Annotated in this window: 30 protein-coding genes; 22 read left to right on the top strand and 8 right to left on the bottom strand. The window is 44.9% G+C overall.

Annotation, left to right across the window (positions count from 1 at the left end):
- Positions 1-21: 21 nt before the first annotated feature.
- Entirely contained in the window at positions 22-975 is a 954-nt protein-coding gene (locus tag B5X60_RS00345) for an NAD-dependent epimerase/dehydratase family protein (RefSeq protein WP_079700588.1), read from the bottom strand.
- A 123-nt stretch (positions 976-1,098) separates the two neighbouring features.
- Here B5X60_RS00345 and B5X60_RS00340 point away from each other — a divergent pair, with 123 nt between their 5' ends.
- From B5X60_RS00340 to B5X60_RS00330, 3 genes are read left to right on the top strand one after another with little or no spacing between them, the layout of a single operon-like run.
- Positions 1,099-2,874 (top strand): aromatic amino acid hydroxylase, encoded by a 1,776-nt coding sequence (locus B5X60_RS00340; protein ID WP_079700587.1) that lies wholly within the window; start codon positions 1,099-1,101, stop codon positions 2,872-2,874.
- Between the two features lie 3 nt (positions 2,875-2,877).
- Positions 2,878-3,582 (top strand): SDR family oxidoreductase, encoded by a 705-nt coding sequence (locus B5X60_RS00335; protein WP_079700586.1) that lies wholly within the window; start codon positions 2,878-2,880, stop codon positions 3,580-3,582.
- Between the two features lie 3 nt (positions 3,583-3,585).
- Positions 3,586-4,059: a hypothetical protein gene (locus B5X60_RS00330; RefSeq protein WP_079700585.1), complete on the top strand. Its 474-nt coding sequence runs from the start codon at positions 3,586-3,588 to the stop codon at positions 4,057-4,059.
- A 123-nt stretch (positions 4,060-4,182) separates the two neighbouring features.
- Here B5X60_RS00330 and B5X60_RS00325 read toward each other — a convergent pair whose 3' ends face one another.
- On the bottom strand, positions 4,183-4,518 hold the full coding sequence (locus tag B5X60_RS00325; RefSeq protein ID WP_079700584.1) for a single-stranded DNA-binding protein: 336 nt from the start codon (positions 4,516-4,518) through the stop codon (positions 4,183-4,185).
- Positions 4,519-5,288: 770 nt separating this feature from the next.
- Between B5X60_RS00325 and B5X60_RS00315 the strand changes: the two genes are divergently transcribed.
- The 3 genes from B5X60_RS00315 to B5X60_RS00305 all read left to right on the top strand — a co-directional run bounded on the left by B5X60_RS00315 (position 5,289) and on the right by B5X60_RS00305 (position 6,667).
- On the top strand, positions 5,289-5,732 hold the full coding sequence (locus B5X60_RS00315) for a GNAT family N-acetyltransferase (RefSeq protein WP_079700582.1): 444 nt from the start codon (positions 5,289-5,291) through the stop codon (positions 5,730-5,732).
- Positions 5,733-5,797: 65 nt separating this feature from the next.
- Positions 5,798-6,286 (top strand): class I SAM-dependent methyltransferase, encoded by a 489-nt coding sequence (locus B5X60_RS00310; RefSeq protein WP_221406177.1) that lies wholly within the window; start codon positions 5,798-5,800, stop codon positions 6,284-6,286.
- A 39-nt stretch (positions 6,287-6,325) separates the two neighbouring features.
- A complete protein-coding gene (locus tag B5X60_RS00305; RefSeq protein WP_079700580.1) occupies positions 6,326-6,667 on the top strand; it encodes a zinc ribbon domain-containing protein YjdM in 342 nt (113 codons plus the stop codon).
- Positions 6,668-6,845: 178 nt separating this feature from the next.
- Here B5X60_RS00305 and katG read toward each other — a convergent pair whose 3' ends face one another.
- Complete coding sequence (gene katG, locus B5X60_RS00300; RefSeq protein ID WP_079700579.1) at positions 6,846-9,074, bottom strand: catalase/peroxidase HPI; 2,229 nt, start codon at positions 9,072-9,074, stop codon at positions 6,846-6,848.
- 189 nt (positions 9,075-9,263) lie between these two features.
- Between katG and B5X60_RS00295 the strand changes: the two genes are divergently transcribed.
- The 5 genes from B5X60_RS00295 to B5X60_RS00275 all read left to right on the top strand — a co-directional run bounded on the left by B5X60_RS00295 (position 9,264) and on the right by B5X60_RS00275 (position 12,112).
- Positions 9,264-9,635 (top strand): VOC family protein, encoded by a 372-nt coding sequence (locus tag B5X60_RS00295; protein ID WP_079700578.1) that lies wholly within the window; start codon positions 9,264-9,266, stop codon positions 9,633-9,635.
- Positions 9,632-9,928 carry an RNA polymerase alpha subunit C-terminal domain-containing protein gene (locus B5X60_RS00290; protein ID WP_079700577.1) on the top strand — a complete coding sequence of 99 codons (297 nt, stop codon included), beginning with the start codon at positions 9,632-9,634 and terminating at the stop codon, positions 9,926-9,928. The genes B5X60_RS00295 and B5X60_RS00290 overlap by 4 nt, the downstream gene beginning before the upstream one ends.
- Positions 9,929-10,033: 105 nt before the next feature.
- Entirely contained in the window at positions 10,034-10,726 is a 693-nt protein-coding gene (locus tag B5X60_RS00285) for a hypothetical protein (protein ID WP_221406176.1), read from the top strand.
- 18 nt (positions 10,727-10,744) lie between these two features.
- Positions 10,745-11,560 carry a helix-turn-helix transcriptional regulator gene (locus B5X60_RS00280; RefSeq protein ID WP_079700575.1) on the top strand — a complete coding sequence of 272 codons (816 nt, stop codon included), beginning with the start codon at positions 10,745-10,747 and terminating at the stop codon, positions 11,558-11,560.
- Between the two features lie 75 nt (positions 11,561-11,635).
- Positions 11,636-12,112 carry a DUF6265 family protein gene (locus tag B5X60_RS00275; protein ID WP_079700574.1) on the top strand — a complete coding sequence of 159 codons (477 nt, stop codon included), beginning with the start codon at positions 11,636-11,638 and terminating at the stop codon, positions 12,110-12,112.
- A 42-nt stretch (positions 12,113-12,154) separates the two neighbouring features.
- On the opposite strand, the gene B5X60_RS00270 is transcribed toward B5X60_RS00275, so the two are convergent.
- Positions 12,155-12,949 carry a hypothetical protein gene (locus B5X60_RS00270; protein WP_079700573.1) on the bottom strand — a complete coding sequence of 265 codons (795 nt, stop codon included), beginning with the start codon at positions 12,947-12,949 and terminating at the stop codon, positions 12,155-12,157.
- A 194-nt stretch (positions 12,950-13,143) separates the two neighbouring features.
- Complete coding sequence (locus B5X60_RS00265) at positions 13,144-13,629, bottom strand: CHRD domain-containing protein (RefSeq protein WP_079700572.1); 486 nt, start codon at positions 13,627-13,629, stop codon at positions 13,144-13,146.
- Positions 13,630-13,983: 354 nt separating this feature from the next.
- Between B5X60_RS00265 and B5X60_RS00260 the strand changes: the two genes are divergently transcribed.
- Positions 13,984-15,069, top strand: coding sequence for a PAS domain-containing sensor histidine kinase (locus B5X60_RS00260; RefSeq protein WP_079700571.1), 1,086 nt, complete (start codon positions 13,984-13,986; stop codon positions 15,067-15,069).
- A gap of 39 nt (positions 15,070-15,108) precedes the next feature.
- On the opposite strand, the gene B5X60_RS00255 is transcribed toward B5X60_RS00260, so the two are convergent.
- A complete protein-coding gene (locus B5X60_RS00255) occupies positions 15,109-15,567 on the bottom strand; it encodes a YciI family protein (RefSeq protein WP_079700570.1) in 459 nt (152 codons plus the stop codon).
- Positions 15,568-15,799: 232 nt separating this feature from the next.
- On the opposite strand from B5X60_RS00255, the gene B5X60_RS00250 reads away from it, so the two are divergent.
- Genes B5X60_RS00250 through B5X60_RS00210 form a run of 9 tightly spaced genes read left to right on the top strand, consistent with a single transcriptional unit; the run spans position 15,800 to position 22,712 of the window.
- Positions 15,800-16,915, top strand: a complete 1,116-nt coding sequence (locus tag B5X60_RS00250; RefSeq protein ID WP_079700569.1) for an XdhC family protein — start codon at positions 15,800-15,802, stop codon at positions 16,913-16,915.
- 3 nt (positions 16,916-16,918) lie between these two features.
- Entirely contained in the window at positions 16,919-17,530 is a 612-nt protein-coding gene (locus B5X60_RS00245) for a nucleotidyltransferase family protein (RefSeq protein WP_079700568.1), read from the top strand.
- A gap of 13 nt (positions 17,531-17,543) precedes the next feature.
- Positions 17,544-18,524, top strand: a complete 981-nt coding sequence (gene moaA / locus B5X60_RS00240; protein ID WP_079700567.1) for a GTP 3',8-cyclase MoaA — start codon at positions 17,544-17,546, stop codon at positions 18,522-18,524.
- Between the two features lie 8 nt (positions 18,525-18,532).
- Positions 18,533-19,738, top strand: a complete 1,206-nt coding sequence (locus B5X60_RS00235) for a molybdopterin molybdotransferase MoeA (RefSeq protein WP_079700566.1) — start codon at positions 18,533-18,535, stop codon at positions 19,736-19,738.
- Positions 19,731-20,462: a sulfite exporter TauE/SafE family protein gene (locus B5X60_RS00230; protein WP_079700565.1), complete on the top strand. Its 732-nt coding sequence runs from the start codon at positions 19,731-19,733 to the stop codon at positions 20,460-20,462. Before B5X60_RS00235 ends, B5X60_RS00230 begins: the two co-directional genes overlap by 8 nt.
- On the top strand, positions 20,463-20,696 hold the full coding sequence (locus B5X60_RS00225) for a MoaD/ThiS family protein (protein ID WP_079700564.1): 234 nt from the start codon (positions 20,463-20,465) through the stop codon (positions 20,694-20,696). It abuts the gene before it with no gap.
- Positions 20,697-20,698: 2 nt separating this feature from the next.
- Positions 20,699-21,802, top strand: a complete 1,104-nt coding sequence (moeB, locus tag B5X60_RS00220) for a HesA/MoeB/ThiF family protein (RefSeq protein ID WP_079700563.1) — start codon at positions 20,699-20,701, stop codon at positions 21,800-21,802.
- A 1-nt stretch (position 21,803) separates the two neighbouring features.
- Entirely contained in the window at positions 21,804-22,247 is a 444-nt protein-coding gene (locus B5X60_RS00215; protein WP_079700562.1) for a molybdenum cofactor biosynthesis protein MoaE, read from the top strand.
- A 6-nt stretch (positions 22,248-22,253) separates the two neighbouring features.
- Positions 22,254-22,712: a DUF1801 domain-containing protein gene (locus B5X60_RS00210; protein WP_079700561.1), complete on the top strand. Its 459-nt coding sequence runs from the start codon at positions 22,254-22,256 to the stop codon at positions 22,710-22,712.
- A 317-nt stretch (positions 22,713-23,029) separates the two neighbouring features.
- On the opposite strand, the gene B5X60_RS00205 is transcribed toward B5X60_RS00210, so the two are convergent.
- Entirely contained in the window at positions 23,030-23,935 is a 906-nt protein-coding gene (locus tag B5X60_RS00205; protein WP_079700560.1) for a Gfo/Idh/MocA family protein, read from the bottom strand.
- 41 nt (positions 23,936-23,976) lie between these two features.
- Positions 23,977-25,032, bottom strand: coding sequence for a glycosyl hydrolase family 18 protein (locus tag B5X60_RS00200; RefSeq protein ID WP_079700559.1), 1,056 nt, complete (start codon positions 25,030-25,032; stop codon positions 23,977-23,979).
- Positions 25,033-25,463: 431 nt separating this feature from the next.
- Here B5X60_RS00200 and B5X60_RS00195 point away from each other — a divergent pair, with 431 nt between their 5' ends.
- Complete coding sequence (locus B5X60_RS00195) at positions 25,464-26,282, top strand: N-acetylmuramoyl-L-alanine amidase family protein (protein ID WP_079700558.1); 819 nt, start codon at positions 25,464-25,466, stop codon at positions 26,280-26,282.
- The last annotated feature ends 482 nt before the right edge of the window (positions 26,283-26,764 follow it).

Genomic DNA, 26,764 nt, shown 5'->3' with positions numbered 1-26,764 from the left:
GAAATCAATAACGACATCGTATCAGATGTCCTGATTTTTGAGAAACCAGGAATAGAAATTATCCAGCCCCTTCTTCAGATTTGTCGATGGATGGTAGCTTAATAACCTTTTGGCTTTAGTGATATCCGCATAGGTCTGAGGCACGTCACCCGCCTGTTCAGGTTGGCGATCAATAATAGCTTTTTTACCGCAACAATCTTCAATTGCTATAATCAAATTATGCAAAGTCACCGTACGATGGTTACCTAAATTCATTATTTCGAAATCCGAAGATTCATAGTTAATTGCAGCTTCAATCCCCTTTACAGTGTCTTCCACATAGGTATAGTCGCGGCTGGTCGAGCCATCACCGAAAACAGGAATTGGCTTTCCATTGATAATCGACTTGAAAAATTTATGGATTGCGAGGTCAGGACGCTGTCCGGGACCATACACCGTGAAAAAACGCAGAGCTAGAAATCGAATCCCATATAAATGACTATACACATGGCCCAACATTTCACAGGAAAGTTTTGTAGATGCATAAGGGCTTATAGGCATCAGCTTATCTTCCTCTGACCAGGGCAGATGTTCGTTGATCCCATAAACACTACTTGATGATGCAAACACAAATTGCTTGATGTTTCTTCTACGGGCAAACTCAAGGAGATTCTGGGTCCCCCCTACGTTTACTTCCTGATACAAAATCGGATCCTTGATACTCGGTCTTACTCCGGCCTTAGCTGCCAAATGGACTATGACATCAATGTCATCAAGGGCATCCAAATCAGTTCTATTGCGAATATCACCTTCGTAAAAACGGAAGTTTTTATCGTCGGTAAAGGGACTAATGTTTTTTTCCTTCTCAGCTCGCGGATAAAAGCTGTCAAAATTATCAAGTCCTATTACGCAATAGCGTCCCTCACGTAATAAACTGCTGATCAGGTTACTCCCGATAAAGCCTGCAGCGCCAGTAATAAGGATTCGCTTTTTCATAGTGTTGACAGTGTCAAAAGTACAAAATTATCTATCTTATCACTGCAAAAAAGGCGTGTTGGAAAAACAAGAGGCAGGAAAAATCATTAACTTTACAAACATCTATCTCTACTAACCAATACAATGGCAGGCTTTAATGATTTTAACAATCCGCAGGTAAAACAACTACCTAATCACCTTAGGCAGTTTATCGTTGAACAACATTATGAGCACTATACACCGGTTGATCATGCCGTGTGGAGGTATGTAATGCGCCAAAACTATAGTTATCTGAAAGACATTGCGTATTATCCGTATATCCCGGGATTGGAGGCTGCAGGACTGACAATTGAAAAGGTTCCTGATTTACAGGAAATGAACAATGCGCTGGCTAAAATCGGATGGGGAGCTGTTACTGTGGATGGCTTTATACCTCCGTCTGCTTTCATGGAGTATCAATCTTATCGGGTTTTAGTTATTGCAGCCGATATTCGCCAGCTTCATCATATTGAATATACCCCCGCCCCCGATATTATACATGAAAGTGCCGGTCATGCGCCAATTATTGCCGACAAAGATTATCACGAATATTTGAGCTATTTCGGATCTATCGGGGCAAAAGCCATGTTTTCCTCGAAGGATTTTGAACTTTACGAAGCTATTCGCGAATTATCGATTCTTAAAGAAATGCATGATGCCGATCCCGGCTTGCTCAGGAAAGCAGAAAAGAGGGTAGATTTTTGTCAGAAGAACCTCGGAGAGCCCTCTGAAATGGCACTGCTTAGCAGACTTCATTGGTGGACTGTGGAATATGGGCTGATCGGAACTTTGGATGATCCAAAGATCTATGGTGCCGGACTGCTTTCCTCGATTGGTGAAAGCACCAGTTGCATGACTCCGGAGGTCAAAAAACACTGGTACACTTTAGATGCAATCAACTATCCATTCGACATTACCAAACCTCAACCCCAACTATTTGTAACACCCGATTTCCAAAACCTCATAAATGTTTTGGAGCAGTTCGCAGATACGATGGCCTTCAGGCGCGGTGGTTCTGAGGGTATTCTCAAAGCAATTGAATGCAAAAATGTTTGTACTGCAACATATAGTTCCGGCATACAGGTAAGCGGCATATTCACTGATATGGGGATGAACTCAAGCGATGAGTTGCAGTTCATAAAAACTACCGGACCATCGGCTTTATCTTTTGAGAACAAACAGCTCGATGGACACGACAAAAAATACCATTCCCATGGCTTCTCATCTCCTGTGGGGCGCCTCAAAAATTTAAATTTGGGTCTTGAAGATGCGTCAGAAGAAAACCTGCAAAGCTTGGGTATAATGATCAACGAAACGGCAACTCTTCAATTTACAAGTGGATTGACAGTGAGTGGCTTAGTTCAATCCATAAATAGAAAAAAAGGAAAAATAATCCTCATAACATTCTCTGACTGCACCGTAAAAGATGAACAGGGTAATATTTTCTTCGAGCCGTCATGGGGTGTCTATGACATGGCAGTTGGAGAGAAAATTGTTTCTGCCTATTGCGGTGCTGCCGACAAAGATTCTTTTGAGGAAGCAGCGCCGGTTTCTAAAACTGCTACCCATCATTCAGAATACGACATTGAGACCATTAAATATCACGAACTATTTCGCAAGGTCCGGAACTGCCGTGAACATCACTCCAACTACGAGGATTTACTTTTTGTATGGAAAGAAATTCAGGATAATTACAGAGAAGATTGGCTCTGTTCAATGGAAATTCTCGAAATACTCGAGCACGAAAATATTCATAAAGCAACCGCTCGCGAAATCAGAATTTACCTGGAGATGAAAGCATCGAATGAGCATACTTTAACCAAGCTCATCCACGATGGTTTTCACCTGATCAAAAACCCGGTGACCCAACTAACGAATTGAGAAATGAATATTGTAATTACAGGAGCAAGCAGTGGTGTCGGATTTGAATCCGTTTTGGAACTTACTGGAGTCGGCTCTCACAAAGTCGTTGCCCTTGCCAGATCCGAAGATAAATTAAGTAAATTACAGGAAATCGCACTAGCACTAAATCCTGACTGTTTTCTGTACAGCGCGAAATTTGACATTGTGCACGATGATTATGAAACAGGACTTATTCCTTTTATTAAGGACCGTATGGGCACTGTGGATGTACTAATTAACAATGCCGGATCTTTAATTAACAAACCTTTCATGGAGATTTCTCAGCTCGATTTTGCAGAAATGCTTCAGAACAATCTTCTTGGTCACGTTAAAATGATCCAGAACATTGCCCCGCTAATGCCTCCAAAAAGCCACATCGTAAATATTGGAAGCATGGGTGGATTTCAGGGAAGTGAGAAATTTCCCGGACTATCAGCATACTCAGCAAGCAAAGCTGCTTTGCATATCCTCACTGAATGCCTTGCACTTGAATTGGCTGACCGCGAAATAAGCATTAATTGCCTTGCACTCGGCTCTGCACAAACGGAAATGTTGGAAAAAGCTTTCCCGGATTACCAATCACCGGTAATGGCTTTCGAAATGGGTAAGTATATTGCTGATTTTGCCCTCACTGGACACAAATTTTTTAATGGAAAAATTATTCCAGTAGCACATAGCACCCCATAAGCAATGAAACTATTTAAGTATCTCTTCCTCGCCACCTTTTCCTTTGCTGCCTGTCAAAGCGAACCATCTAAGAATGTCACCGCACCAGAAAAGGAGGAGACTATGGATAGCGAGAAAACCCTCGTGGTCCCATGGAATGTACAGATCGGTGATAGCACCAATGCGCTGGAGATCCGAAGAGATCCAGCTGCTGATATGACTAATTTAGAACCTTCTGACATTGTCGATGCATTAAACTTAAAATACCCCGAGATTAAATTACAATGGGTAAAACTAGACGGTGAAAAGGCGCTTGTGAGCATTGCTGATGCCACATATTTAACCCAGCAAACAGGAAGTGAAGGAGCGCAGGCTTATCTGGCGGAAGCCACCTATTCCCTTACTGAACTTAAAGGCATTACAGCAGTAGAATTTGATTTTGAAGAGGGCGATCATGCCCGTCCGGGAGTATATAAGAGAACGGATTTTAAATTCTGAATTCCCCCATTCTCATACCTCGGATCTCCTCCACCATGCCTCATTCCTCCTGCCTTTTGCCTCATCCATCGAGCTTAATAAGGACAGGAGCATCAGCCCCTGCCCTCTCATCTAAATCTACCCCTACTTTTTGCCAAGCATGAGTAACTCATTCACCACGATCTCGGTGAAATACTTTTTAACACCTTCCTTATCAGTATAAGAGCGGCTGGTTAGTTTACCCTCAACACTTACTTCAGAACCTTTGTGAAGGTATTTCTCGGCAATCGAGGCTAATCCGTCCCACATCACCAGGTTGTGCCACTGAGTTTCTTCGACCTTTTCGCCCTTATCATTCTTATAGGCATCATTAGTGGCAATTGCCATTTTCGCAAGCTTCTTTTTCTCTCCGATAATTTTTACCTCAGGTTCGGTGCCTAAAAATCCCATCAGGCGTACACTGTTTCTTAAATTACTCATAGTGTTAAAATTTAAATATTCATTAACGAACACTGACCGGCCCTCGGTCAGCGACAAAACAAAATTGTGCTACAGAATAAAATTTAACCGGAGAATAAACGGATATACACGTTTATATCCGGATAAAAAGGACATGAACTAACTTTCACCTAAATATCGTTCAGACATGGTACGTGAATGTTTAGATTGCGGCTCAACTATTCATGGGAGAGCCGATAAGAAATTCTGCGATGATCAGTGTCGCAGCAGCTACAACAACCAAATAAAAGCCGGCATTGCGACAGCACTTCGGCCGGTGAATGCTATCCTCCGCAAAAACCATTCGATTTTAACTAAGCTTTGCACCAGTAACAAGGTCAAACTAAAGAAAGAAGTTCTAATTCGATCTGGTTTCGACCTGACCTATCATACTCATCTGCACTGTACACAGAATGGCAACACTTACTTCTTTTGTTATAACTACGGCTATATGCGGCTCGAAGAGGAAATTTTCTTACTGGTCCGAAAAGTTTAAAAAGTACCTAATCTGAACTGCTATCATTTGAATAGACTTGTGCTGCCGTTTATTAGTGTTGTTCGAAAGAAGACTAAATTACGTTGATGTAGAAAGACTACGCCCCAAGAGAAATTCAATAACACTGTCGCTAATATTTGAAACTGCTGACTTTCTTTTTATTTTGGTACTGAGAGTATTGAATGATCCGGATTTTGGTACAAATAAAATTTCATACCCTTTCAGCATACCGAGTGAAAACACCCAATAATATATTATGCTTGTTGAAAAGACAATAGGAGATTACTTCTACACGACGGACAAGTCTAAAATGGACATCAATGCTATCCATGATTTCCTGGCAAACCACTCCGATTGGAGCAAAAACATCCCGTTTGAAAAGGTAAAAATATCAATTGACAACTCTCTCAATTTTGGGGTGTTCCATCACAATAAACAAATCGGTTTTGCAAGAATAATATCCGACTTTTCAACGATAGCTTATCTTGGAGATGTTTATCTTCTAGAGGAGTATCGTGGACAAGGAATTTCCAAAGAACTCATTAGTATCATAATGGATCACCCTAATTTGCAGGGCTTAAGGCGCTGGATTTTGCTAACCTCTACAGCCGACTGGCTTTACCAAAAATACGGCTTTGAAAAAATTCCTCACCCTGAAATATACATGGAACTCCACAATCCCCTTATTTACGCAAAATGAATGCAATGAGACCCAATAATGAACCCATTTGTTCGTAAAGATTAGTCACATTTATCAACGACGGTTTGTTCAGCTTTGCTTTCTTGCAAAAACCAATTACGCAAAAAATAGAAATGAAATTATCTAAGCGATTACAGGATATTGTACTTGCCCTGCCGTTAAAAGAAGGAACAAGGGTATTGGAAATTGGCTGCGGGCCGGGTGCGATGGCCAGAGAGATTTCAAGACACATTGTCAAGGGACATATTTTGGCAATTGACCGCTCAGCAAAAGCGATTCAACAAGCAGTTACTGGTTCTCAAAGTGAAATATCTCGGGGCAATCTTTCATATAGGCATGTTGCGATAGAAAAATTCGAACTCAAGCCAGAAGAACAATTGTTTGACCTTGCAGTAGCCGTACGAGTGGGATCTTTGGACGGCAGGCACCCGGAAATAGAAAGCCAATCACTAAGAAATATTGCAAAAGCCCTTAAAAAGGACGGAAAACTATATTTAGATGGCGGAAACCCATTAAAAGAAATAAAGCTTACTAAATATCGCAAAAACGGATAAGTTTAGTTTTTCTACTTTTGGCTCATCAACGTAGAAAGAATGAGCGAAAATACCCACTGCCCGGAATGCAATTCAGAATTTACTTACCCCGAAGGAGAAAAATTGATTTGCTCACAATGCTTCCATGAATGGAAACCGTCAGATGGGGAAAGCACTGACGAAAGCAACTTGAAAATTCTCGACTCAAACGGCAATGAATTGAAGAACGGCGATTCTGTGATCGTGATCAAAGATCTTCCTGTCAAGGGCGCCCCAAAACCTATTAAAGCCGGGACTAAGGTGAAAAACATCCGCCTGAGCGAAGGCGACCATAACATTTCCTGTAAGATTGACGGATTTGGCTCAATGGCCCTGAAGTCTGAGTTTGTACGCAAAGCGTAGGAGAAAGTAATCAGTAAAAAAAAGTAATCAGTAATCAGTTACCCATCGATTACTGATTACCGATTACTGATTACTGATTACTGTATACTGATTACTGATCACCGATTACTGATCACCGATTACTGATTACCGATTACTGGTTAATGATAACCGATCACCGATAACCAATTCCCGTCTATCAATAACGTCCCAATTCCATTACCTTACTCCAGGCTGCTACAAAATCTCTCACAAACTTATCCTTTCCATCTTCACAGCCATAAACTTCAGCAATAGCACGTAGCTCAGAGTTAGAACCGAAGATAAGATCAGCACGGGTACCCGTCCATTTCACCTGACCCGTCTTACGGTCACGACCTTCAAACACCTTTTGGTTATCTGATGTCGCTCTCCAGGTTGTACCGAAATCTAACAAATTCACAAAGAAATCATTTGATAATGTGCCCGGGCGATCGGTGAAAACTCCATGAGCAGACTGATCAAAGTTGGTGCTTAAAACACGCATACCGCCAACCAGGGCAGTCATTTCCGGAGCAGTTAATTTCAGCAATTGCGCCTTATCAACCAGCATTTCTTCCGCCGACGGATTATGACGGCCGCTCTGATAGTTACGGAAGCCATCAGCTTTTGGCTCAAGTGCTGCAAATGAAGCTACATCAGTTTGCTGTTGTGATGCATCTGCCCTTCCTGCTTTAAATGGCACAGTAAGGTCATAACCTGCCTTCTTAGCAGCTTGTTCAACGCCAACGCAACCTCCAAGAACGATAAGGTCGGCCATCGAAACAGTTTTAACAGTACTGAAGTCCTTTTGTATCCACTCTAGTTTTTGAAGCACGGCAGCTAACTGTGTAGGATTGTTAACTTCCCAGCTGCGCTGTGGTTGCAACCGAACCCGCGCACCATTAGTTCCGCCTCTTTTGTCCGAATCGCGGTACGTTGACGCTGATGCCCACGCTGCTGAAACAAGCTGTGACACGGTTAACCCAGAAGCAGCAATTTTGCCCTTTAGGTCAGCAATATCATGGTCGTTTATCAGCTCGTGTGTAACTGCAGGAATTGGATCCTGCCATAATAGTTCCTCGCTCGGCACTTCAGGGCCCAGGTAACGCTCTTTCGGTCCCATATCACGATGAGTCAGTTTAAACCATGCTTTCGCGAAGGCATCTGCAAACTGTTCCGGATGCTCATGGAAACGCTTAGAAATTGGAGCGTAATTAGCATCCATCATCAAAGCAAGGTCTGTAGTCAGCATAAAGGGTGCATGTTTTTTCGCCGGATCATGTGCATCAGGCACAGTACCTGCCCCTGCGTCGCCCTTTGGCTTCCATTGGCTAGCTCCTGCGGGGCTTTTGGTGAGCTCCCACTCAAAACCAAAGAGATTGTCAAAAAAGTTATTGCTCCATTTGGTTGGGGTAGTAGTCCACGCACCTTCCAAACCGCTCGTGATCGTATCACCCGCATTCCCGGTACCATAGCTATTTCTCCAGCCAAGGCCCTGCTCTTCAATCCCAGCACCTGCAGGCTCCTTCTCAATATATTTGCTTGGATCGGCAGCGCCATGAGTTTTACCGAATGTATGACCGCCCGCAATCAATGCAACAGTTTCTTCATCATTCATCGCCATACGACCGAAAGTTTCGCGGATGTCACGAGCGGCAGCAATCGGATCCGGGTTACCATGGGGACCTTCCGGATTTACATAGATCAATCCCATTTGAACAGCAGCAAGCGGATTCTCAAGCTCGCGCTCACCAACATGACGTTTATCGCCCAACCACTCATTCTCAACTCCCCAGTAAGTATCCTGCTCAGGTTCCCAAATATCCTCACGACCGCCACCAAAACCGAACGTCGCAAAACCCATCGACTCCAGTGCGCAGTTACCAGCAAGGATCATTAGATCTGCCCATGATATCTGCTTACCGTATTTCTGCTTGATCGGCCACAATAACAAACGGGCCTTATCAAGATTTGCATTATCCGGCCAGCTGTTTAATGGCGCAAAGCGTTGAGAACCTGAACCGCTTCCTCCGCGTCCGTCACTGATCCGATAAGTACCGGCACTATGCCATGCCATCCTGATAAAGAAGGGACCATAATGACCATAATCAGCCGGCCACCAATCCTGAGAATCTGTCATCAGGTCAAACAAGTCTTGCTTAACTGCACTTAGATCAAGTTTCTTGAACTCCTCAGCATAGTTAAAATCCTTGTCCATCGGGTTAGACAACGACGAATGTTGACGCAGGATGTTCAAGTTTAACTGATTTGGCCACCAGTCACGGTTGGTCATGCCACCGCCGGCACTATGCTTTAGTGCTCCGCTTGAAAAAGGACATTTCGCTGCGCTCTCGGTGTTCATGTCGCCAACTTTGGCGTCGTGATGTGGGTGTGAATGATCTTCCATATGTAATAAATTTTAAAGTCTTTTGCCAAATCTACAATAAACTTCCTCTTGTAATTATTCTTAAAATTTATGGCGTTATAGAGAAAATCTATATAGTTTAAACAATGATAGATCGTTATGGTTAAGCTTGAAACTATGAGATTTGGATTTATCCGGTAACTTTGCTGAGTAAACCAGGTAAGCAATGCAATGAATCATCAGGCAATTTCCATCCGGCCGTTTATCGGAGCAAGAAACTTTGAAATATCATGTTCCTTCTACCGGGATCTTGGATTCCAGCAAACCGTTCTAACTGCAAATATGTCTCTCTTTACAAGCGGACAGTTTGGATTTTATTTACAGGACGCCTATGTAAAGGATTGGGTTGACAACACCATGGTTTTCATGGAAGTCAAAGATGTGAGCCATTTTTGGAAAGAACTTGTTGATCTGGATTTGGAAAGTAAATATGAGAATATCAAACTTACCCCAATTCGAATACTCGAATGGGGCAGGGAATGCTTCGTTCACGATCCATCAGGAATACTTTGGCATTTTGGAGAATTTACAAAAGCAGAATGACTAGCGATAAACAGACATTAAGGACCTGCCCTAATGGTCACTCATATTACAAAAGCAGCGACTGCCCTACTTGCCCGGTTTGTGAAAGTCAACGCAAGCCTGAAAGCGGATTTTTGTCTGGATTAAGTGCTCCAGCCAGGAGGGCTCTGGAAAATAACGGCATTACTACTCTTGAAGCACTTGCCCGCTTGAGCCGGAAAGAACTTTTAAGTTTTCACGGGATGGGCAAGGCGAGTCTGCCCATACTGGAAGAAGCTTTGAAGCAGTACGGGTTCAAGTTCAGGGAACTATAAACGAAGAAAGGGATTGAACTGAGCGCGGAAACAAATCATACAAATAAGTTCTTCATACCGTTAACTTCCTTAACGCCCGAACTCGAGGTGCCGGAAACCTTTACATTGGACAAAACTCCCCACCCATTAGCAAAAATTGCCGCAAAACATCTTCAACGTTATCTGCAAACGCAAACCGATTGGGAACACAACTTTGGGTTATCGCAAGGTCAGCAGGGTGCGATTATAGGTAAGATGTTTGGTGTGCTCGTAGTAAAGGACAAAAATAACGAGGTTGGCTACCTCGCAGCATTTTCCGGCAAACTTGCCGGAGGCAATAATCATACAAAATTTGTCCCTCCTGTATTTGATAGCCTGACAGACCAGAGTTTTGTAACCGAAGGCATGCAGGCCCTCACCCGCATCAATTTATTTATCAAAGCTCTAGAAGAGTCGAAACCAGCGGACTACGAAGAACAGGTAAAATTATTGAAATCCAAGCGCCGCATGCATTCGAATTCCCTGCAGCATCAGATATTCGACCATTACTTCTTCCTGAATCAGGCTGGCGAGCAAAAAAGCCTGGCACAGATATTTAAGAAAGCCAATTACAAAAATCCGCCAAGTGGTGCCGGGGAATGCGCCGGACCGAAACTCCTGCATTATGCTTTCCAGCATCAGCTGCAACCACTTGCAATGACAGAATTCTGGTGGGGCCTTTCTCCCAAATCTGATCAGTGGAAGCACGGACATTATTATCCCTGCTGTAAAGAAAAATGCAAGCCAATTTTCGACCACATGCTCAATGGATTAGTCTAAATAACCTGATATTGCAGCATGGATTACAAAACCTTTCCCCCAGGTATCGTTTTAGCCTCCATTATTAAATGTTACTGGACTCTCCGGGGCCCGAGAAAACTCCTGCCTCAAAAGCAGCGCATCGTACCTGACGGATGTATGGAAATGATTTTTCATCTCGGCGACAGTTATGTCCAATATCTAAAGGACGGGAGTAAAATGATCCAACCGAAAGCTTTTGTATTCGGACAAATAACTTCTCCGTTGGACATCGAGCCAACAGGTGCCACAAACATTTTTGCTGTAAGATTCCACCCGGATGGTTTTACTCCATTGGCTGGTATCTCAATAAAGAATATGGACAACAGAGCGGTACCACTCACAGAGCTGTTTGAAAATGATGGCCGGGAGGTGGGGCAGGCAATTTCTACTGCAGAAACAATCCCAGAAAAGATAGGCATCATCGAAGCCTTTTTTTTAAGCAGGCTATCTATCCCTGAAACGATCGATCGAACAGTAAAGAACACTGTGCAGGAAATAATTAATTTAAAGGGCCAGGGATCAGTCGAGGATCTTTCCGTAAAAATGAGTGTGAACAGAAGGCAGTTAGAGCGAAAGTTTGCTGTCGTTGTGGGCCTGAGCCCTAAACAACTACTAAAGATCATCAGACTACAGACCGCGCTGAAGTTACTTCAACGCAGCGACTCAAACAGCCTCACTGTCATCGCCCATGAGAGTGAATACTATGATCAGGCCCATTTTATAAAGGACTTTAAAGAATTCACCGGGCTCAGCCCCAAACAATTCTATTCTGATAACCTGAAGTTGACTGCATTTTTTTCTGGAATAGATTAAGGTCGCATCTTTACAATTTTGGGTAGTTCACCAGAGCTATGTTTGCATTCATATTTAAACAGTAAACCCAGTAATATGAAAATCAAATTCTTTCTAAGTACTTGCATTGCCTTCAGCCTCGCCAGCAGCATGGGAACCCGCGGCAATTTTCAAACTCATGAGGCCGAATGGCTGATTGGAACCTGGGAAAATAAAACCTCTCGCGGCAGTATGTATGAATCCTGGAAGAAAGTGAGCAATAGCGAGCTGGCCGGAAAAAGCTATATGATCCGAGAACGAGACACAGTAGTTTTTGAGAACATCCAGCTTGTCAGAAAAAGCAATCTTCTTATCTACATCCCCACAGTAAACGGACAGAACAATAATCAGCCTGTTAGTTTTCCCATGATCAGTAACTCCGACAACAAAGTCGTCTTTGAAAACAAGAACCACGACTTCCCTCAGCTTATTTCTTATACAAGAATATCAAAAGATTCGCTGATCGCTGAGATTTCAGGGATCAGCAAAGGTGTAGTAAAGCGTCAGGCTTTCCCCATGAAACGAATAAGGTAACCTGGATGCGCATCTGTTGTGGAAATGCAGGGTCCGCTGTACTTACAATACATTGAAAAGGTTGTATTCAACCCGTACCTGGTATAAATTTTTAAATCTTCGCTGCATATTCCCCCAAAGCTGCTGGCGCTTTGATAGGTCCAGCCTCACTTTACTGTGAAAGATGAATTGAATTGCCGGCGATATATCCATAAAATTCCTGCCCGAGCCGGTATGTGAGTCACCGAGAAATTCCACATAAAGATTGGTGTTTATCTGCTTGTAGTTGGTATACTCCTTTGGAAACACCAGATAGCCGGTTGAGAAAGTATACCCTATGCTGTTATGGGCATCATCATGCAGCATCTCATGCCCCGGAGTAAACTTATCCAGTGATTTGGTATATGAAACGGATCCCGACAAGGCCAGTTTATGAAGCAGCTGTGTGAAAACCAGTCCACCCTGCAGTCCATTATTTTCGCCCGCCAGATTTATCTCGTCATGTATTATTGGAAATTTAACAGTGGAATAGTGAGCAAATGCAGCCCCGCGGAAGTGTTTCTGAGCGTTGTCAATATTCAGGAAGCGGTATTTTGTATAAAATGAGTACCCACCAATCCGCTGCTTTCGCTGATAAAAATCTGCCATGTAAGCATTCGCATTGATCATCAGGTTCTTGTTCAGTCCGTACATTAAACCTAAACTTGTCCTGCTCTTCAGGTCGGTTTCTGCTACACCTTCATTCGAAAGCCTAACCCTGACAGAGTTCCGGGGCTGGTTGCTTGCTGGCTCTGTTGCGACAAATAATTCCTGCGCTTCTGCCGGGATTAGTGACAAAAACGCGAAAGATAACTGCACAAAAATCCTTATTGACTTGTTCAATCGGAAGACAAAGTTACGTGCAGGTCTAATTTTCTTGGTCAGACCCTAACTAGGTCAGACCCTCAAGCCTAAAACCTGATCCCTAATTCCCAATTCACACTAAACACATAAAATGAGGTGACAGGAACATGAAATCTGCCACCTCATTGAAATTCAAAAAGCCAGAGGCTTTAGAATTTGATATTTCCTCTTAATTCCCCTCCTGGCACGGTCGAGCTATGAATATTCAGATACCATTTTCCTGCCAAAAGTTGCGCAACCTGAGCATCTGTCAATGCCACAGTTGTACCGGAAATCGTTCCCGTATTGGCCGTTGTAAATCCGGTGATGCCGATAGCTACACCCGAACTCTTTAGATCAGAACCATCCTCAGCACCATGAAAGTGCATATTAGTGGTGGTTGCGGTTGATGAACCCAATGTCCAGGTCATATTGTAGTTAATAGTTTTCAGAGCCGGATCAAAAACTAATTTTGCCGTTCCTGTACCGGTACTTTGAACAGCAGGAGTTTCCTGAGCCCCGCTCAGAGTCACTGTTACCCTTTTCATATTGTCAACCTCCGGATCATCATCCTTTTTACAACCTGAAACAGTACCCATCAATATTGCACACACCGCAATTATTGTCATCAATTGGCTTTTAAAAATAGCTTTCATAAAATTATTTAGTTATAGTTGGTTATTGGGAGTACGGCGCCAATCAAAAAAGGGTTGCTTTCGTTTTACTAATTACGGCCTAAACCAAATTGCCCACTAATTTTAAAATTCGTACTGGCCTTCCTTGTGAGTTACGGTATTGCAATTGTTGCGCAGTTATTCTTTATTGAAGTGTTTCCTGTAAATTAATTGCAGTTTTAATTTTTACGATTTCCCTTAACTGCTGATAATTAGACTAATAGTTAATTTTCACACGTATACTTTAATTTTCTGTGTGTTACAGGCGTAACGATATGCAGAAATTACTTAGAAATCATGTAAATTCATCTACTTTTAGATCATTTCAGATTGCCTATGAATGACTCAGACCAGCCATCCGACCCATTATATAAATTCGAACACTTTTTCGAGTTGTCGCCAGATTTGTTGTGTATTGCCGGTTTCGATGGATATTTCAGACGAATCAACCCGGCCGTTTCGAAAGTTCTCGGGTATACCAATGAAGAACTCTTGTCACAACCAATCAGCAATTTTGTGTACGATGAAGACAAAATAATAACCAAAGCGTCACGCGAAGTCGTATTGAACAGTGTTCCGCTTTTAAATTTTGAGAATCGTTATCAGACAAAAGATGGCGAGATAGTTTGGCTATCCTGGACTTCCATGCCCTCGCCAAAAGATGAATTAGTGTATGCTATTGCGAAGAACGTTACAGCAAAGAAAAAGCTTGAGGAAGAAAGAAACCAGCATGTTGAGTATCTGACAGGGATCAACAGGGAATTAAAACACCTGAGTTATACAACATCGCACGACCTCAGATCCCCGGTCAATAATTTGATTTCCCTGTTCAGCCTATTGGATGTCGATAAGATTAGCGATCCGGAAATTCGGGAATATATCGAAGTGTTAAAGACTACTACCGATAGCCTGAGCGAAGTTTTGAATAATTCAGTGGACGTCCTGATTAAGAAAGATCGGCTGCCAGTTGACACCGAGGAGGTCTGCATTTCTCACAGCCTCAAGTCCGTGCTCATTTCAATTCATTCTCTTATGGATGTGTCGCGGGTAAACTTAACGACCAACTTCGCCGCATTTGATCAAGTTAAATTTAACCGCGCTTATCTCGACAGCATATTCCTGAACCTGATAACAAACTCGGTCAAATATGCCCGACCGGGAGTAACCCCAGTAATTACCATCGAAACAGCGATCAACTCCGGTATCAAACAACTCATCTTTACTGACAACGGGATGGGATTTGATATGGATAAAGTAAAAGATAAGATCTTCGGGCTAAACCAGAAATTCCACGATCATAACGACAGCAAGGGAATAGGCCTGTACCTGGTGTATAATCACGTCACCAATCTAAAAGGCACCATCGACGTCACAAGCAAAATCAACGAAGGCACGAGGTTCGTTATCACTTTTAAAGACTGATCCCCTAATACGGCGCTTATTGCTGTTTTTTTATCCGAATCACATCTTCTTCTTTTCCACCCTCTCATGATACTGCAAATATTCCCCTAATGCTGCCGACCCATACCACGGCAGGAAATCCGCATCCAGCATCATACTCCTTACCGCCGGATCAGTATCAACCAGCACCCTCGCCTCTTCCACTTTCCGGACATTTAAAATAAAAAGCCCCCTATAATTCTTATCATTCTTTCCCATCGGACCCGCAACAACTAGCTTTCCCTCCGCCGTCAGCCGCTCCATATTATTAAAGTGGCCCTTAAATAAACTGTCGATAACCTTCTTGTCCGTGATCCCGGCAGTCCCCGTCTTCAGCAGCACCAGCACATACATTTTCATCCCATAGTCATCCGCACCAACCTTGGTCGCCAAAGCCTGGTCAAATTTAGGATTGTCCGATTGAGCCTGCGCACCCGCAAAGCACACGAGCAAAGCAACGGTCATGAATATTTTTCGCATAGTTCTTTTTATTTAAGCATAACGAATGTACTAAATGCCGATCGATTCTTAATGTGTCAAACTAGCATTATCGATTAGTTATAATATTTAGAGTATTTACTAAAATCCGAGAGGAGGTTCCAGCTGTCGCTCGCATCCGATAGCTATCGGATGACATCCTTCCAATAATCCTATGAATCCTATCATCCTATGAATCCTATTCCTATTTTTTCTCCTATTTTTATCCTAATCAATGAAAGAAATAAAAGCCATAATCAAAGCCTACAACACAATCCCATCCGGCACCCACGCAGCCCTCGCCACCGTCGTCCGTGTAGAAGGCTCATCCTACCGCCGCACCGGCGCCCGCATGCTCGTATTTGATGACGGCACATGGATCGGCGGTATAAGTGGCGGCTGTCTTGAGGGCGATGCCTTAAAGCGTGCCCGACTGGCAATCAATAATTCCCGCGCTACCCTAATCACCTACGATACCACGGAAGATGACCCGCACCAGATTGGAGTGGGCCTCGGCTGTAATGGGGTGATCGACGTACTTTTTACACCCTTGGATCTGAATGATAAAAACAACCCTGTAGAAATACTCAAATCCTGCCTTGAAGCAAGCCGCGATACCCACGTTCTTCTAACCATTACCGCACTTGAAGGGAATTGGGACAAAGTGGCGACTGGTGATGTGATCAGATATAAAGGCCGCGACAGCCTCTCGACATTAAAAAACCCGCGCATTGAAACGGCCATTTTCGATAACGTCTTGCAGCAGATCGCTGAAAACAAATCTGCACCAGCCCAATTCTCTGCTGATAGAAGTTCCATTGAAATATTCATCGAAATCCTGCCGCCGGAGATCAGCGTGGTATTAATGGGTCATCAATACGATGTTTATCCCATGAGCAGGTTGTTAAAAGAACTCGACTGGCGCGTAAGCGTTTGCGGAGATGTGCTTAAGATCAATCCCCAGATCCGAAACTATGCCAATACGATCATCCCAGCATCAGAATTCAGTAGTTTAACCATCGATGAACATACAGCTATCGTCCTGATGTCCCATGATTATAAAACAGATAAGAAGAACTTATTAAGAGCACTTCAAACCCGCGCATCATTTATAGGGATGCTCGGACCGAGGGTTCGCTCCGAAAGGATTTGGAAAGAACTGGCAGAGGAAGGCAACCCAGTAACCAAAGCGGAAATGGACCGCATCCATGCCCCTGTTGGTCTCGACATCGGCGCTGTTACACCTGAGGAGATAGCCCTGTCCCTAGCAGCAGGTATCAAAGCTGCCTTTGCTAATCGTAATGGAAATTTTCTTAAATTCAGGGAGACTCCAATCCACCCAAGAACTTGACATATGAAAGCCCAGGGAGATTACACTATAAAAAGCTACGCAGTAATCATCCTGGCCGCCGGCAGCTCGTCCAGGCTCGGCAGGCCGAAACAGTTACTGGCGTATAGGGGCAAGACACTTTTACAGCATGCCATCGACAGCGCAAAGGCTACGAAAGCGAAGCAGACCCTCGTTGTGCTTGGGGCCGTAAAGGAACTCATTAACAATCAAATTGATGATAAAGGGATAGTTAGGGTAGACAATCCAAACTGGCAAAGCGGGCTCGCCTCATCGATTAAAGCAGGGATCAATGCACTGAACAGTAATTCACCTAATCTCGATGCCGCTATCCTGATGGTCTGTGATCAGCCGTTTGCAGATGCTACCATCCTCATTTCCCTCCTAGCAAAGCAGGCTGAAACAGGCGATGCGATTGTCGGATGCAGCTATGACGATACCAAAGGCATTCCAGCCCTCTTCCACTCCAGCCTTTTCACCGATCTTTTATCCCTCGAAGGTGATGCCGGTGCCAAAAAGCTCTTTGACAAATACAAAGAAGTCAGTTCCTTCGTTTCCTTTAAGCAAGGTGGTATCGACATCGATACATCTGAGGATTATAAGAACTTGGCTAAATAACTTACCTTTAAAAATGCTTATTGATTCATTCGACAGGGCTCATAATTATTTGCGAATCTCGCTTACCGACAATTGCAACCTTCGCTGCTTCTATTGCATGCCTGAGGAGGATTATGAATTTACGCCTGCTTCAAGGCTTATGCAGCCGCATGAAATCGAAGCAATCGCCAGAACTTTTGTTGAAAATGGTGTAGATAAGATCCGGCTAACCGGTGGTGAACCGCTCGTCCGCAAGGATGCTGCCGACATCATCACCCGCCTGTCGAAATTACCCGTGGATCTTAGCCTTACTACCAACGCAACCAGGCTGCACGATTTTGTCGATGTGCTGGAAAAAGCTCAGGTGAAATCCTTAAACATCAGTCTGGATACGCTCGATGCCGATAAGTTCAACATTATCACCCGTCGCGATGGCTTCCAGAAAGTAATGGACAATATCCATCTGATGCTCAACCGCGGTTTTAAGGTAAAGGTGAACGTAGTTGTGATGAAAGGACTCAATGACAGTGAAATCCTTGACTTCATAGCCTGGACCAAAGACTTGCCCGTGCAGGTTCGTTTCATAGAATTTATGCCTTTTGATGGCAATCGCTGGACCAGTAACCAGGTCTTTACCTGGAAGGATATGCTCGACAAGATCGAAGAAAGATATTCTCCTCTGCGGCTTCATGATGGTGTTAATGACACCGATAAGAAGTATCGCATCGAAGGGCACCAGGGCAGTTTTTCAGTGATAAGCACCATGAGTGCCCCATTCTGCAGTGGCTGCAACCGGATGCGACTCACCGCCGACGGGAAAATGAAAAACTGCCTGTTCTCAACTAAGGAAACCAACCTGCTCGGCGCCCTTAGAAATAACGAAGATATTCTGCCTCTCATCCTGGAAAGTATAGGCTCCAAAGCGAAGGAACTCGGGGGACAGTTCACCAAAGATTTTGAAAAGATCCACACCGAAGACCTGCACAACAGGAGCATGATCAGTATTGGAGGATAATTTTAATTATGCCGTCAGAATTTATTTCAGTACAAGAAGCACGGGATCTGATAGAGGCTCATATTCAACTTCTCAGCCCGGTAAACGTGTCGCTCATGGATGCAGGCGGACTCGTTATTGCAGAAGATGTCTTCGCCAAAACCGATGTCCCTCCCTTCAATCAATCGTCGATGGACGGCTATGCAATCAACTATAATGGCTGGCAGGCAACTGGAGAATTGACGATCTACGGTGAAGTCGCTGCCGGATCGACCAGTGGCACATACCTGCAAGCCCATACTGCCGCCAGGATCTTTACCGGAGCTGCTGTTCCTGACGGTGCGGATACGGTAGTGATGCAGGAAAAGGTTAGGGTTGATGGTAATAAGCTTTTGATTGAAGATGAAAGTCTTGTACAAGGACTGAACTTCCGGGCCAAGGGCAGCGAAATCAAGTCGGGCGCCATCGCCCTCGAAAAAGGCAGTTTAATGACACCCGCTTCCATTGGTTATCTTGCTGGTGTAGGCATTGAAAATATTTCTGCTTATCCCCGGCCTTCCGTAGCCGTTATCCTGACTGGCGATGAGCTGCAGGCTCCGGGCAAATCGCTCGTGCACGGACAGGTTTATGAATCAAATTCATTTGCGCTCAATGCCGCATTGAAGCAAGCTGGGGTCTCGCAAATCAAATTCTATTCATCAGCAGATACTCTTGCAGCCCTCACCGGAGTTATCAGGGAGGCTCTTGACCAGGCAGATGTCGTATTACTAACCGGCGGCGTAAGCGTTGGCGATTACGACTTCGTGATCCGTGCCGCATCGGCAAATGATGTGGAACAGATCTTCCATAAGATCCGACAGAAACCGGGTAAACCTTTGTTCTTTGGGAAGAAAGGACAAAAGGTCGTATTTGGCTTGCCGGGTAACCCTGCTTCGGTACTAAGCTGCTATTACGAATATGTCCTTCCGGCCCTCGGGCAAATGAGCTCGCGTAAAACAGCACTGGAAAGTCGGACAGCACCACTTAAAACTTCATTAAAAAAGCCAGCCGGGCTGACTCAGTTCTTGAAAGGCTACTACGATGGAATCTCGGCCAGTGATCTCAAAGCACAGGAATCTTTCCGCCTGAGCTCATTCGCCAAAGCAAATTGCCTGATCAGATTAGAAGAAGGCCGGGCAGAATACAGCGAGAACGAGCTGGTAGAAATTCACCTTTTACCTGAGTATTATGGATAGCATCTACCTGTTCTATATCCTCCTTTTCGTCGTAGCGATGTTATATTCATCGGTCGGACATGGCGGTGCCAGCGGCTACCTGGCACTCATGGCTATTTACGCTTTCACACCTGAGGTGATGAAACCAACCGCATTAATTCTTAACCTCTTCGTTTCGCTCACATCATTCATCCAATTCTACCGGGGGGAGCATTTCAAATGGAAGATCTTTCTCCCCTTAGCCCTGGCATCTATACCTCTGGCTTTTGTTGGCGGACTGATCTCTATGGACGCCAATATCTATAAGAGGATCCTGGGCTCACTCTTGTTCATCCCGGTCATCCGGTTCCTTTTCTTTGCGAATATCCCCGACGCCGAATTAAAGAAATCAAACATCGCCTTGTCGGTACTGATCGGCTCACTAATCGGCTTCCTTTCCGGACTAATCGGCATAGGCGGTGGAATAATTCTATCTCCTATCCTCTTACTGCTGAAATGGACCAACCAGAAACAGACAGCCGCTATCAGTGCCCTGTTTATCTTTGTTAACTCCTTATCGGGATTAGCGGGCCAGCTGACCAAAGGCATCAGTTTCAGTCCTGACATGCTGAGCTATGTAGCCGTGGCTTTCGCCGGAGGATTGTGCGGCGCCTATCTTGGTGCCCTCAAGTTTAATCAGAATATCTTAAAAAATACCCTGGCCCTTGTTCTCATGATGGCCGGCTGGAAGCTTATCTTTACATAAATGCAGGTTAAGGTTTTAATATTCGGGCAGCTGACAGATATAACCGGTGTATCTGAACTGCAATTGAACGATGTATCGGATCGCGATGAGCTGATTACTGCATTAAACCGGCAGTACCCCGGACTTGCAGATTCCAAATATGCGATCGCTGTGAACAAGCAGGTAATCAATGAAAACATTGGTTTAACCGACAATAGTACCGTTGCATTGTTGCCACCATTTTCAGGAGGATAGTGATGGAGAACCCAAGATATCAGCGGCAAACCTCTCTTAAGGAATTTGGCGAAGCCGGACAGATCAGGCTGAATAATGCCAAAGTATTGGTCATAGGCGCTGGCGGACTAGGCTGTCCTGCTCTTCAGTACCTCGCAGGCGCTGGAGTAGGTACCATCGGCATAGTGGATAACGACAGGGTTGCCTTGAGTAACCTCCACCGTCAGGTCCTGTATTCTACCGACGATATCGGCCTGTCAAAAGCATTACGAGCCGCTGATATTTTATCTGCCCTGAACCCCGAGATAGACATCATCCCATTTAACGAATCGCTCAGCACCACAAATGCACAGCATATCATTTCGCAGTTCGATATTATTCTGGACGGCACCGATAACTTCGCCAGCCGCTATCTGATCAACGACGCATGCGTTCTGGCCGGCAAACCTCTTGTCTATGGCGCCATTTCAAGATTCGAAGGCCAGGTAGCTGTTTTTAATTGGGCAACAAATAACGGCCGAAGCAGTAACTACCGCGATGTTTTTCCAAACCCGCCCGCCGAAGACGAGATCTTAAACTGTGAAGAAGCCGGTGTGATCGGTACCCTTCCGGGGATGATCGGCACAATGATGGCCAATGAAGCTATCAAACTCATAGCTCAGATAGGCGTACCGCTGATCAATCGCTTGATGACCTATAATTCTCTCAACAATCAGATGTATGATCTGGAGGTTCAACCGCAGGCAGGTAGCCACTCCCTAATACCGGCTAACTTTGCTGCCTTTGAGGCGAAAGATTACGAACTGATGTGCTCCAGTCAATCGGCAACCCAGATTGATCCCGATCGATTTGAAGAGATGCTGCAGGACCCATCGTTTTCCGTTATCGATGTACGGGAACTGAATGAAACGCCGGTGATCAATGAATTTAATTATCTCAGCCTGCCATTAAGCAGCTTTGAAAAATCAGTCAATCAGATAAAAGAGAACAAGATCGTCATCTTCTGCAAGTCGGGGAAACGCAGCCTGAATGCTGCCCGGATACTTGCAAGCCATTACGGTAATTCAAAAAAAATCTATAGCTTGAAGGGTGGAATCCTCGCCTGGAAGGATCACAAGGAAGTTTAACATGTCAGACAGAAAACCAAAGAACATATTCATTACCGGACCGATATCCCCATCGTTCATCGCCGAAAGTATTCAGAAGCACAGCACCCAGAAAGCCATTGGGGGGCACAGTATCTTCCTCGGTCAGGTACGTGCCGACGAAACCGAGGGCGGCGTAGTATCAGCCATTGAATACACCGCTTTTGAAGAACTGGCGATGGACAACATGCACGTCATCCGCGAGGATATCTTTGCCAAATATCCCCTGACCTGCATGCATGTGTATCACAGTTTAGGTTCCATAGCCGCCGGCGAGATCTGCTTATTCGTATTCACGTCCTCTGCCCACCGTAAAGCCGCTATGGATGCTTGCGAGGAGACGGTGGAGCGCTTAAAAGCCGAACTCCCTGTCTGGGGCAAAGAGATTATTGCCGGTGCAACTCACCAGTGGAAAGTAAATAAATAGCACGCTATGCAATCAGACATAAAGACAGTCGACCAATATTTTGACTCCCTGCCTGAGGACAGAAAACCCGCGATGACCAGGCTGCGGCAGGTGATAAAGGATAACCTCCCGGAAGGGTTCACCGAAGAAATGAGCTACGGCTTGCCCGGCTATGTCGTTCCCCATGCCTTGTATCCAGCCGGTTACCACTGCGATCCTAAGCTGCCCCTCCCTTTCGTTAGCATCGCCTCACAAAAAAACTTCATTGCCGTTTACCACATGGGCGTGTATGCTGACCCCAAGATCCTGGATTGGTTCGCCTCCGAATTCCCGAAACACTCAAAAGCCAAGCTCGACATGGGCAAAAGCTGTATCCGCTTTAAAAAGCCGGAAAATATTCCATTTGAGCTGATTGGGGAGTTGATGAAAAAGATGAGTGTTAAGGATTGGATTGGAACGTATGAAATGGCGTTTAGAAGGAAATAACTGAGGAGGGCATACTGCGTATCGGAATAATTATAAAGTGTATAATTAAACCACGGAGAGCACGGAGTAACACACGGAGAGCACAGAGATAAATTCTGCTAGACCTCCTATGCCATCCGTGAAAAACTTTTCGCTCTATGTTAATATTAACATTTTTTCTTTGTGTTCTCCGTGGAAATCTCTGTGCTCTCCGCGGTAAATCTTTAGCGCTACCCATATTCACGCTGTGCGACTTTGCCCTCCTTAATGTCCTTCGTGCCTGCCTGCCGGCCGGCAGGTAAACCTCTGCGCCCTCTGCATTAAAACCGCACCCCGTTCTACTTATTAAGTCGAAGAACCACCTCCTCACAAATTTCGTGGGTCCTCAGCCAATCCCCAATCGCAAACTGCGGTTTCCCTCCAGCCCTAACCGCCTGTAGAAAATCCCCAATAATCTGCTCAAAGCCCCTCTTATACAACATCGAATCCCAATCACCCATCGCTTTATTCGTCTCATCCCTGTGGACATGCACACTTAAAGAAGACAAATTCACCACACTTCTCTTCTCCCCGGATGAAAACACTTCCACCCGCTCTTCTACCAACCCCGCATCCCGGTTCATAATGCCCATAGCAATCGCACCATTGTCGGCAATCATCTGTACAACCACATGATAAAGCAAATTGCCTTTCTTCTGGCCTTTCACCGTAAGCTCCTTGACAGGATAAGGAAACAAATAGCACAGCGTGTCAATCACATGGATAAAATCATCAAAGATGAACGTGCGGACATCACCCGGCAAGGAAACCCGGTTCTTTTGCATGATGATCATATTCGGATTCACAACCTGTTTTAATTCCCGGTACGCAGGCGCATATCTTCTGTTAAAACCCACCATCAGGAGCAGGTTCTTGCTTTCCGCTAACTCCAATAAGCGCTTCGTTGATGCATAATCATACGTAACGGGCTTATCCACGTACACATGAATGTTATGCATCAGCAGCATCTGGACTATTTCCACATGACTGCCAGTCGAAGTATGGACAAATGCCGCCTGTATTCCGCTGTTCAGGATAGACTCAAAGCTCTGATGGAGATTCTGAAAGCGATATTCCCTTCCAATGCGGAAGAGCTTCTCCAAATCGCGGGTATACAAATGGAGTTCCAGTTCCCTGTTGCACAATACCGGCAGATATGCTTTCTGGGCGATATCGCCTAACCCAATGACACCTATTTTCAGCACGCCTTAATAAAATTTGATTGTTTGAAATGCCCTGATCACTCTCACTTTCGTACCGTTTCTTTTTTCAGCACGGTAAACCATTCAGGATCTTCGCCGCCCAGCACCCATACCGAAATACCTCTCAGCTTATATTTCTTCAGCAGGTCGAGCTTGGGCTTAAGCGATTGTGCATCTTCAATAAACAGGTATTCATACACGCCCTCATTATCCCAGGTTGCCCAGTTCACCTGGCCTTTCTCGTGCCACATTTTCTTCGCATTATTCTGTCCCAGCAGTTGCTGCACCATCGGGTATTTCGCACTGCGGCCGTTAGCAAAGCCACCCCGTTCTGCAGTAAAGTCAGTAAACCAGTGCACCGAATAGTTCGGGATGCCCATGGAAAGCTTTTCAGGCTTTACGCCCTGGGCTAGTAAATGCTTGATCACCTTTTCCATCCATTCCGGACTAGCAACAGGTCCCGGCGGCGTGCGGCGCGTGTGTTGATCGTAGGTCATGATCGAGATAAAATCCCCGATCTCCGCTAATGCTTTAAAGTCATAGCCCGCCCGCCAGTTCTCATACAGGAACAAATGGTATGCACTCGAGCCGCCCACATTCTCCGTAGCATGTACCAACGCAGCAGATAATTGCAGCTTGTTTTTATGCAGCGCTTCCGCTGTCTCTTTGAAGTACAGCGTAAAATCAGCCATATCACGTATACTCAAACCTTCCAGGTCGAATTGCCAGCCGTCCAGATCATACTTTTTAGCATATTCCAGCATCATCTCAATCGACCGCTTGCGAGCCACCGGGTTGGTCACGATATCATGGAGCAACTTCTGATCAAAACCGCTGTTAACAATCAACGGCATCACCTTTACATTATTCGCCTTCGCCAGCGCCAGCACCCGCTGATCAACCGTACCCGAAAGCGTGCCCTCCTTACTCACCAAAAACGTCTGCGGACAAACGATCGAGATCTGGCTCACGTTCGCCCGGAAGCTCTCAAAGGATTCGGGGGTATTGACCATGTAGAACAGGTTTTCGGAGCGGGTTTGGGAATTAGCCCCGGCATAGGTTATGAGTAGGACGATTAGTAGAGTGAATCTTTTTAGCATGGTGTGTCGTGTTTAAGTGTAAATGTAGTAAATGAGGATTGGGTTGGCAACGGTTGAATGGGTTATAGGCTTTAGGCATTAGGGATAAGGACTGAGCCGGGGTGAAGATATTATCCCTCCTTCATACTGTACGGTCAGTGGACCCTAACGCCTAAAGCCTAACGTCCGAGTAGGTATTAGGCTTTAGGTATTAGGTCTGAGCCGGTGAAAATATCATCCCACCTTCGTCCTATACGTCCGGTGGACCCTAACCCCTAAAGCCTAACCCCTAATCCCCCACAATAAATCTCCCAATTTTCAGTTTCATACCATAACAACCCCGTGAAAGGTTTAGAATCACGGGAAATTATCCAGAATTACCTAATATTTAGCTAGTTAATTCAATGATGATTATTAAATTTGTTTAACTGTTAAAATATACGCTCAAACTGATGAAAAAGAACCCATTGATCGGATACATTTCCGCATTAATACCACTTGCATTTTTATTAGTATTTACATCTTTCAAAGCTTCTGCCGACGACAAGCCCTACCGCATCAAGACCATCGTAATTGATGCCGGTCATGGCGGAAAGTACACCGGTGCAACAGGCCGATACTCGAAGGAAAAAGACGTCACCCTGCAGGTGGCCATGAAATTAGGCAAGGCCATCGAAGAGAACATGAAGGATGTAACTGTGATGTATACCCGTACCAGGGATATGCATTTCGAAGAATCGAACTCAAAAGATCTTAAGAAGCGTATTGATATGGCTAACGAAGCCAAGGCCGATCTGTGGATCTCCGTTCACTGTAATTCCATGGGCTCAAATACAAAGAACAGAACGTCGGTACGGGGTGTAGAAACCTTTGTTGCCGGCTTTGCCCGCTTAAATGAGCAGGATGCCGCCATCAAAGAATACATGGCCATGGAGGAGGAATATAAATTAGACGAAAAGGACGCAGCTGCAATAGACCCAGCCACTGAAATTTTCGTTTCCCTGGTAAAAAACACCCTGCGTGAGCAAAGCATAAAACTAGCCACGTTCATCCAGAACGAATACATCGCTTCAGGCCGCGTAAATCGTGGTGTTCAGGAACTAAGTCTTGCAGTATTAAGGACGGCAACCATGCCAGCTGTCCTGACCGAGATCGGTTTCATCTCCAACCCAACGGAAGAAGATTATATCAACTCTCCGGAAGGCCAGGCTGAGATCGTAAGCAATATCGTTAACGCCATAAAGACGTATAAGAGACAAGTGGAGCTGTAGGGAGTTGTACGTTATACGTTTTACGTCTGGGCGGATAAACAGTGGTGCTAAAGAGCAGGCACAATCTCGGAGCATAAATTAACTGTCAACGGTTGCCAACCGTCAACTGTCAGCTCGTTCCGAGTTTATATTAACTGTCATTCCCCACTGCCGCCTAAAATCAGTCAAATTCAGCCGTATCCAGAGAGATTGCTTCGCTGCGCCTGCCTACCGGCAGGCAGGCTCGCAATGACAGGCTCATTACGATAAGGGGTCGGGCGGGAAAAAAGCGCTGCGTTGCTTTTTTCCCGCCCGACTATCCTACACGAAGAGCCTGTCATTGCGAGGAGGCACGACGAAGCAATCTCGAATCCACTCTCAATTGACTCGGCGTCTAGTAATTCTCCACTCTCAATTCTCACTTCTCCATTAACACATGACGATCACCTTTCAGTAAAAAAGGCGCGATGACTCGCAGCTTCGACTGCTCCTCATCGCGCCTT

Source organism: Daejeonella lutea (assembly GCF_900168015.1).
Lineage (GTDB): Bacteria > Bacteroidota > Bacteroidia > Sphingobacteriales > Sphingobacteriaceae > Daejeonella > Daejeonella lutea.
This window is presented reverse-complemented; position numbering and strand designations above follow the sequence as displayed.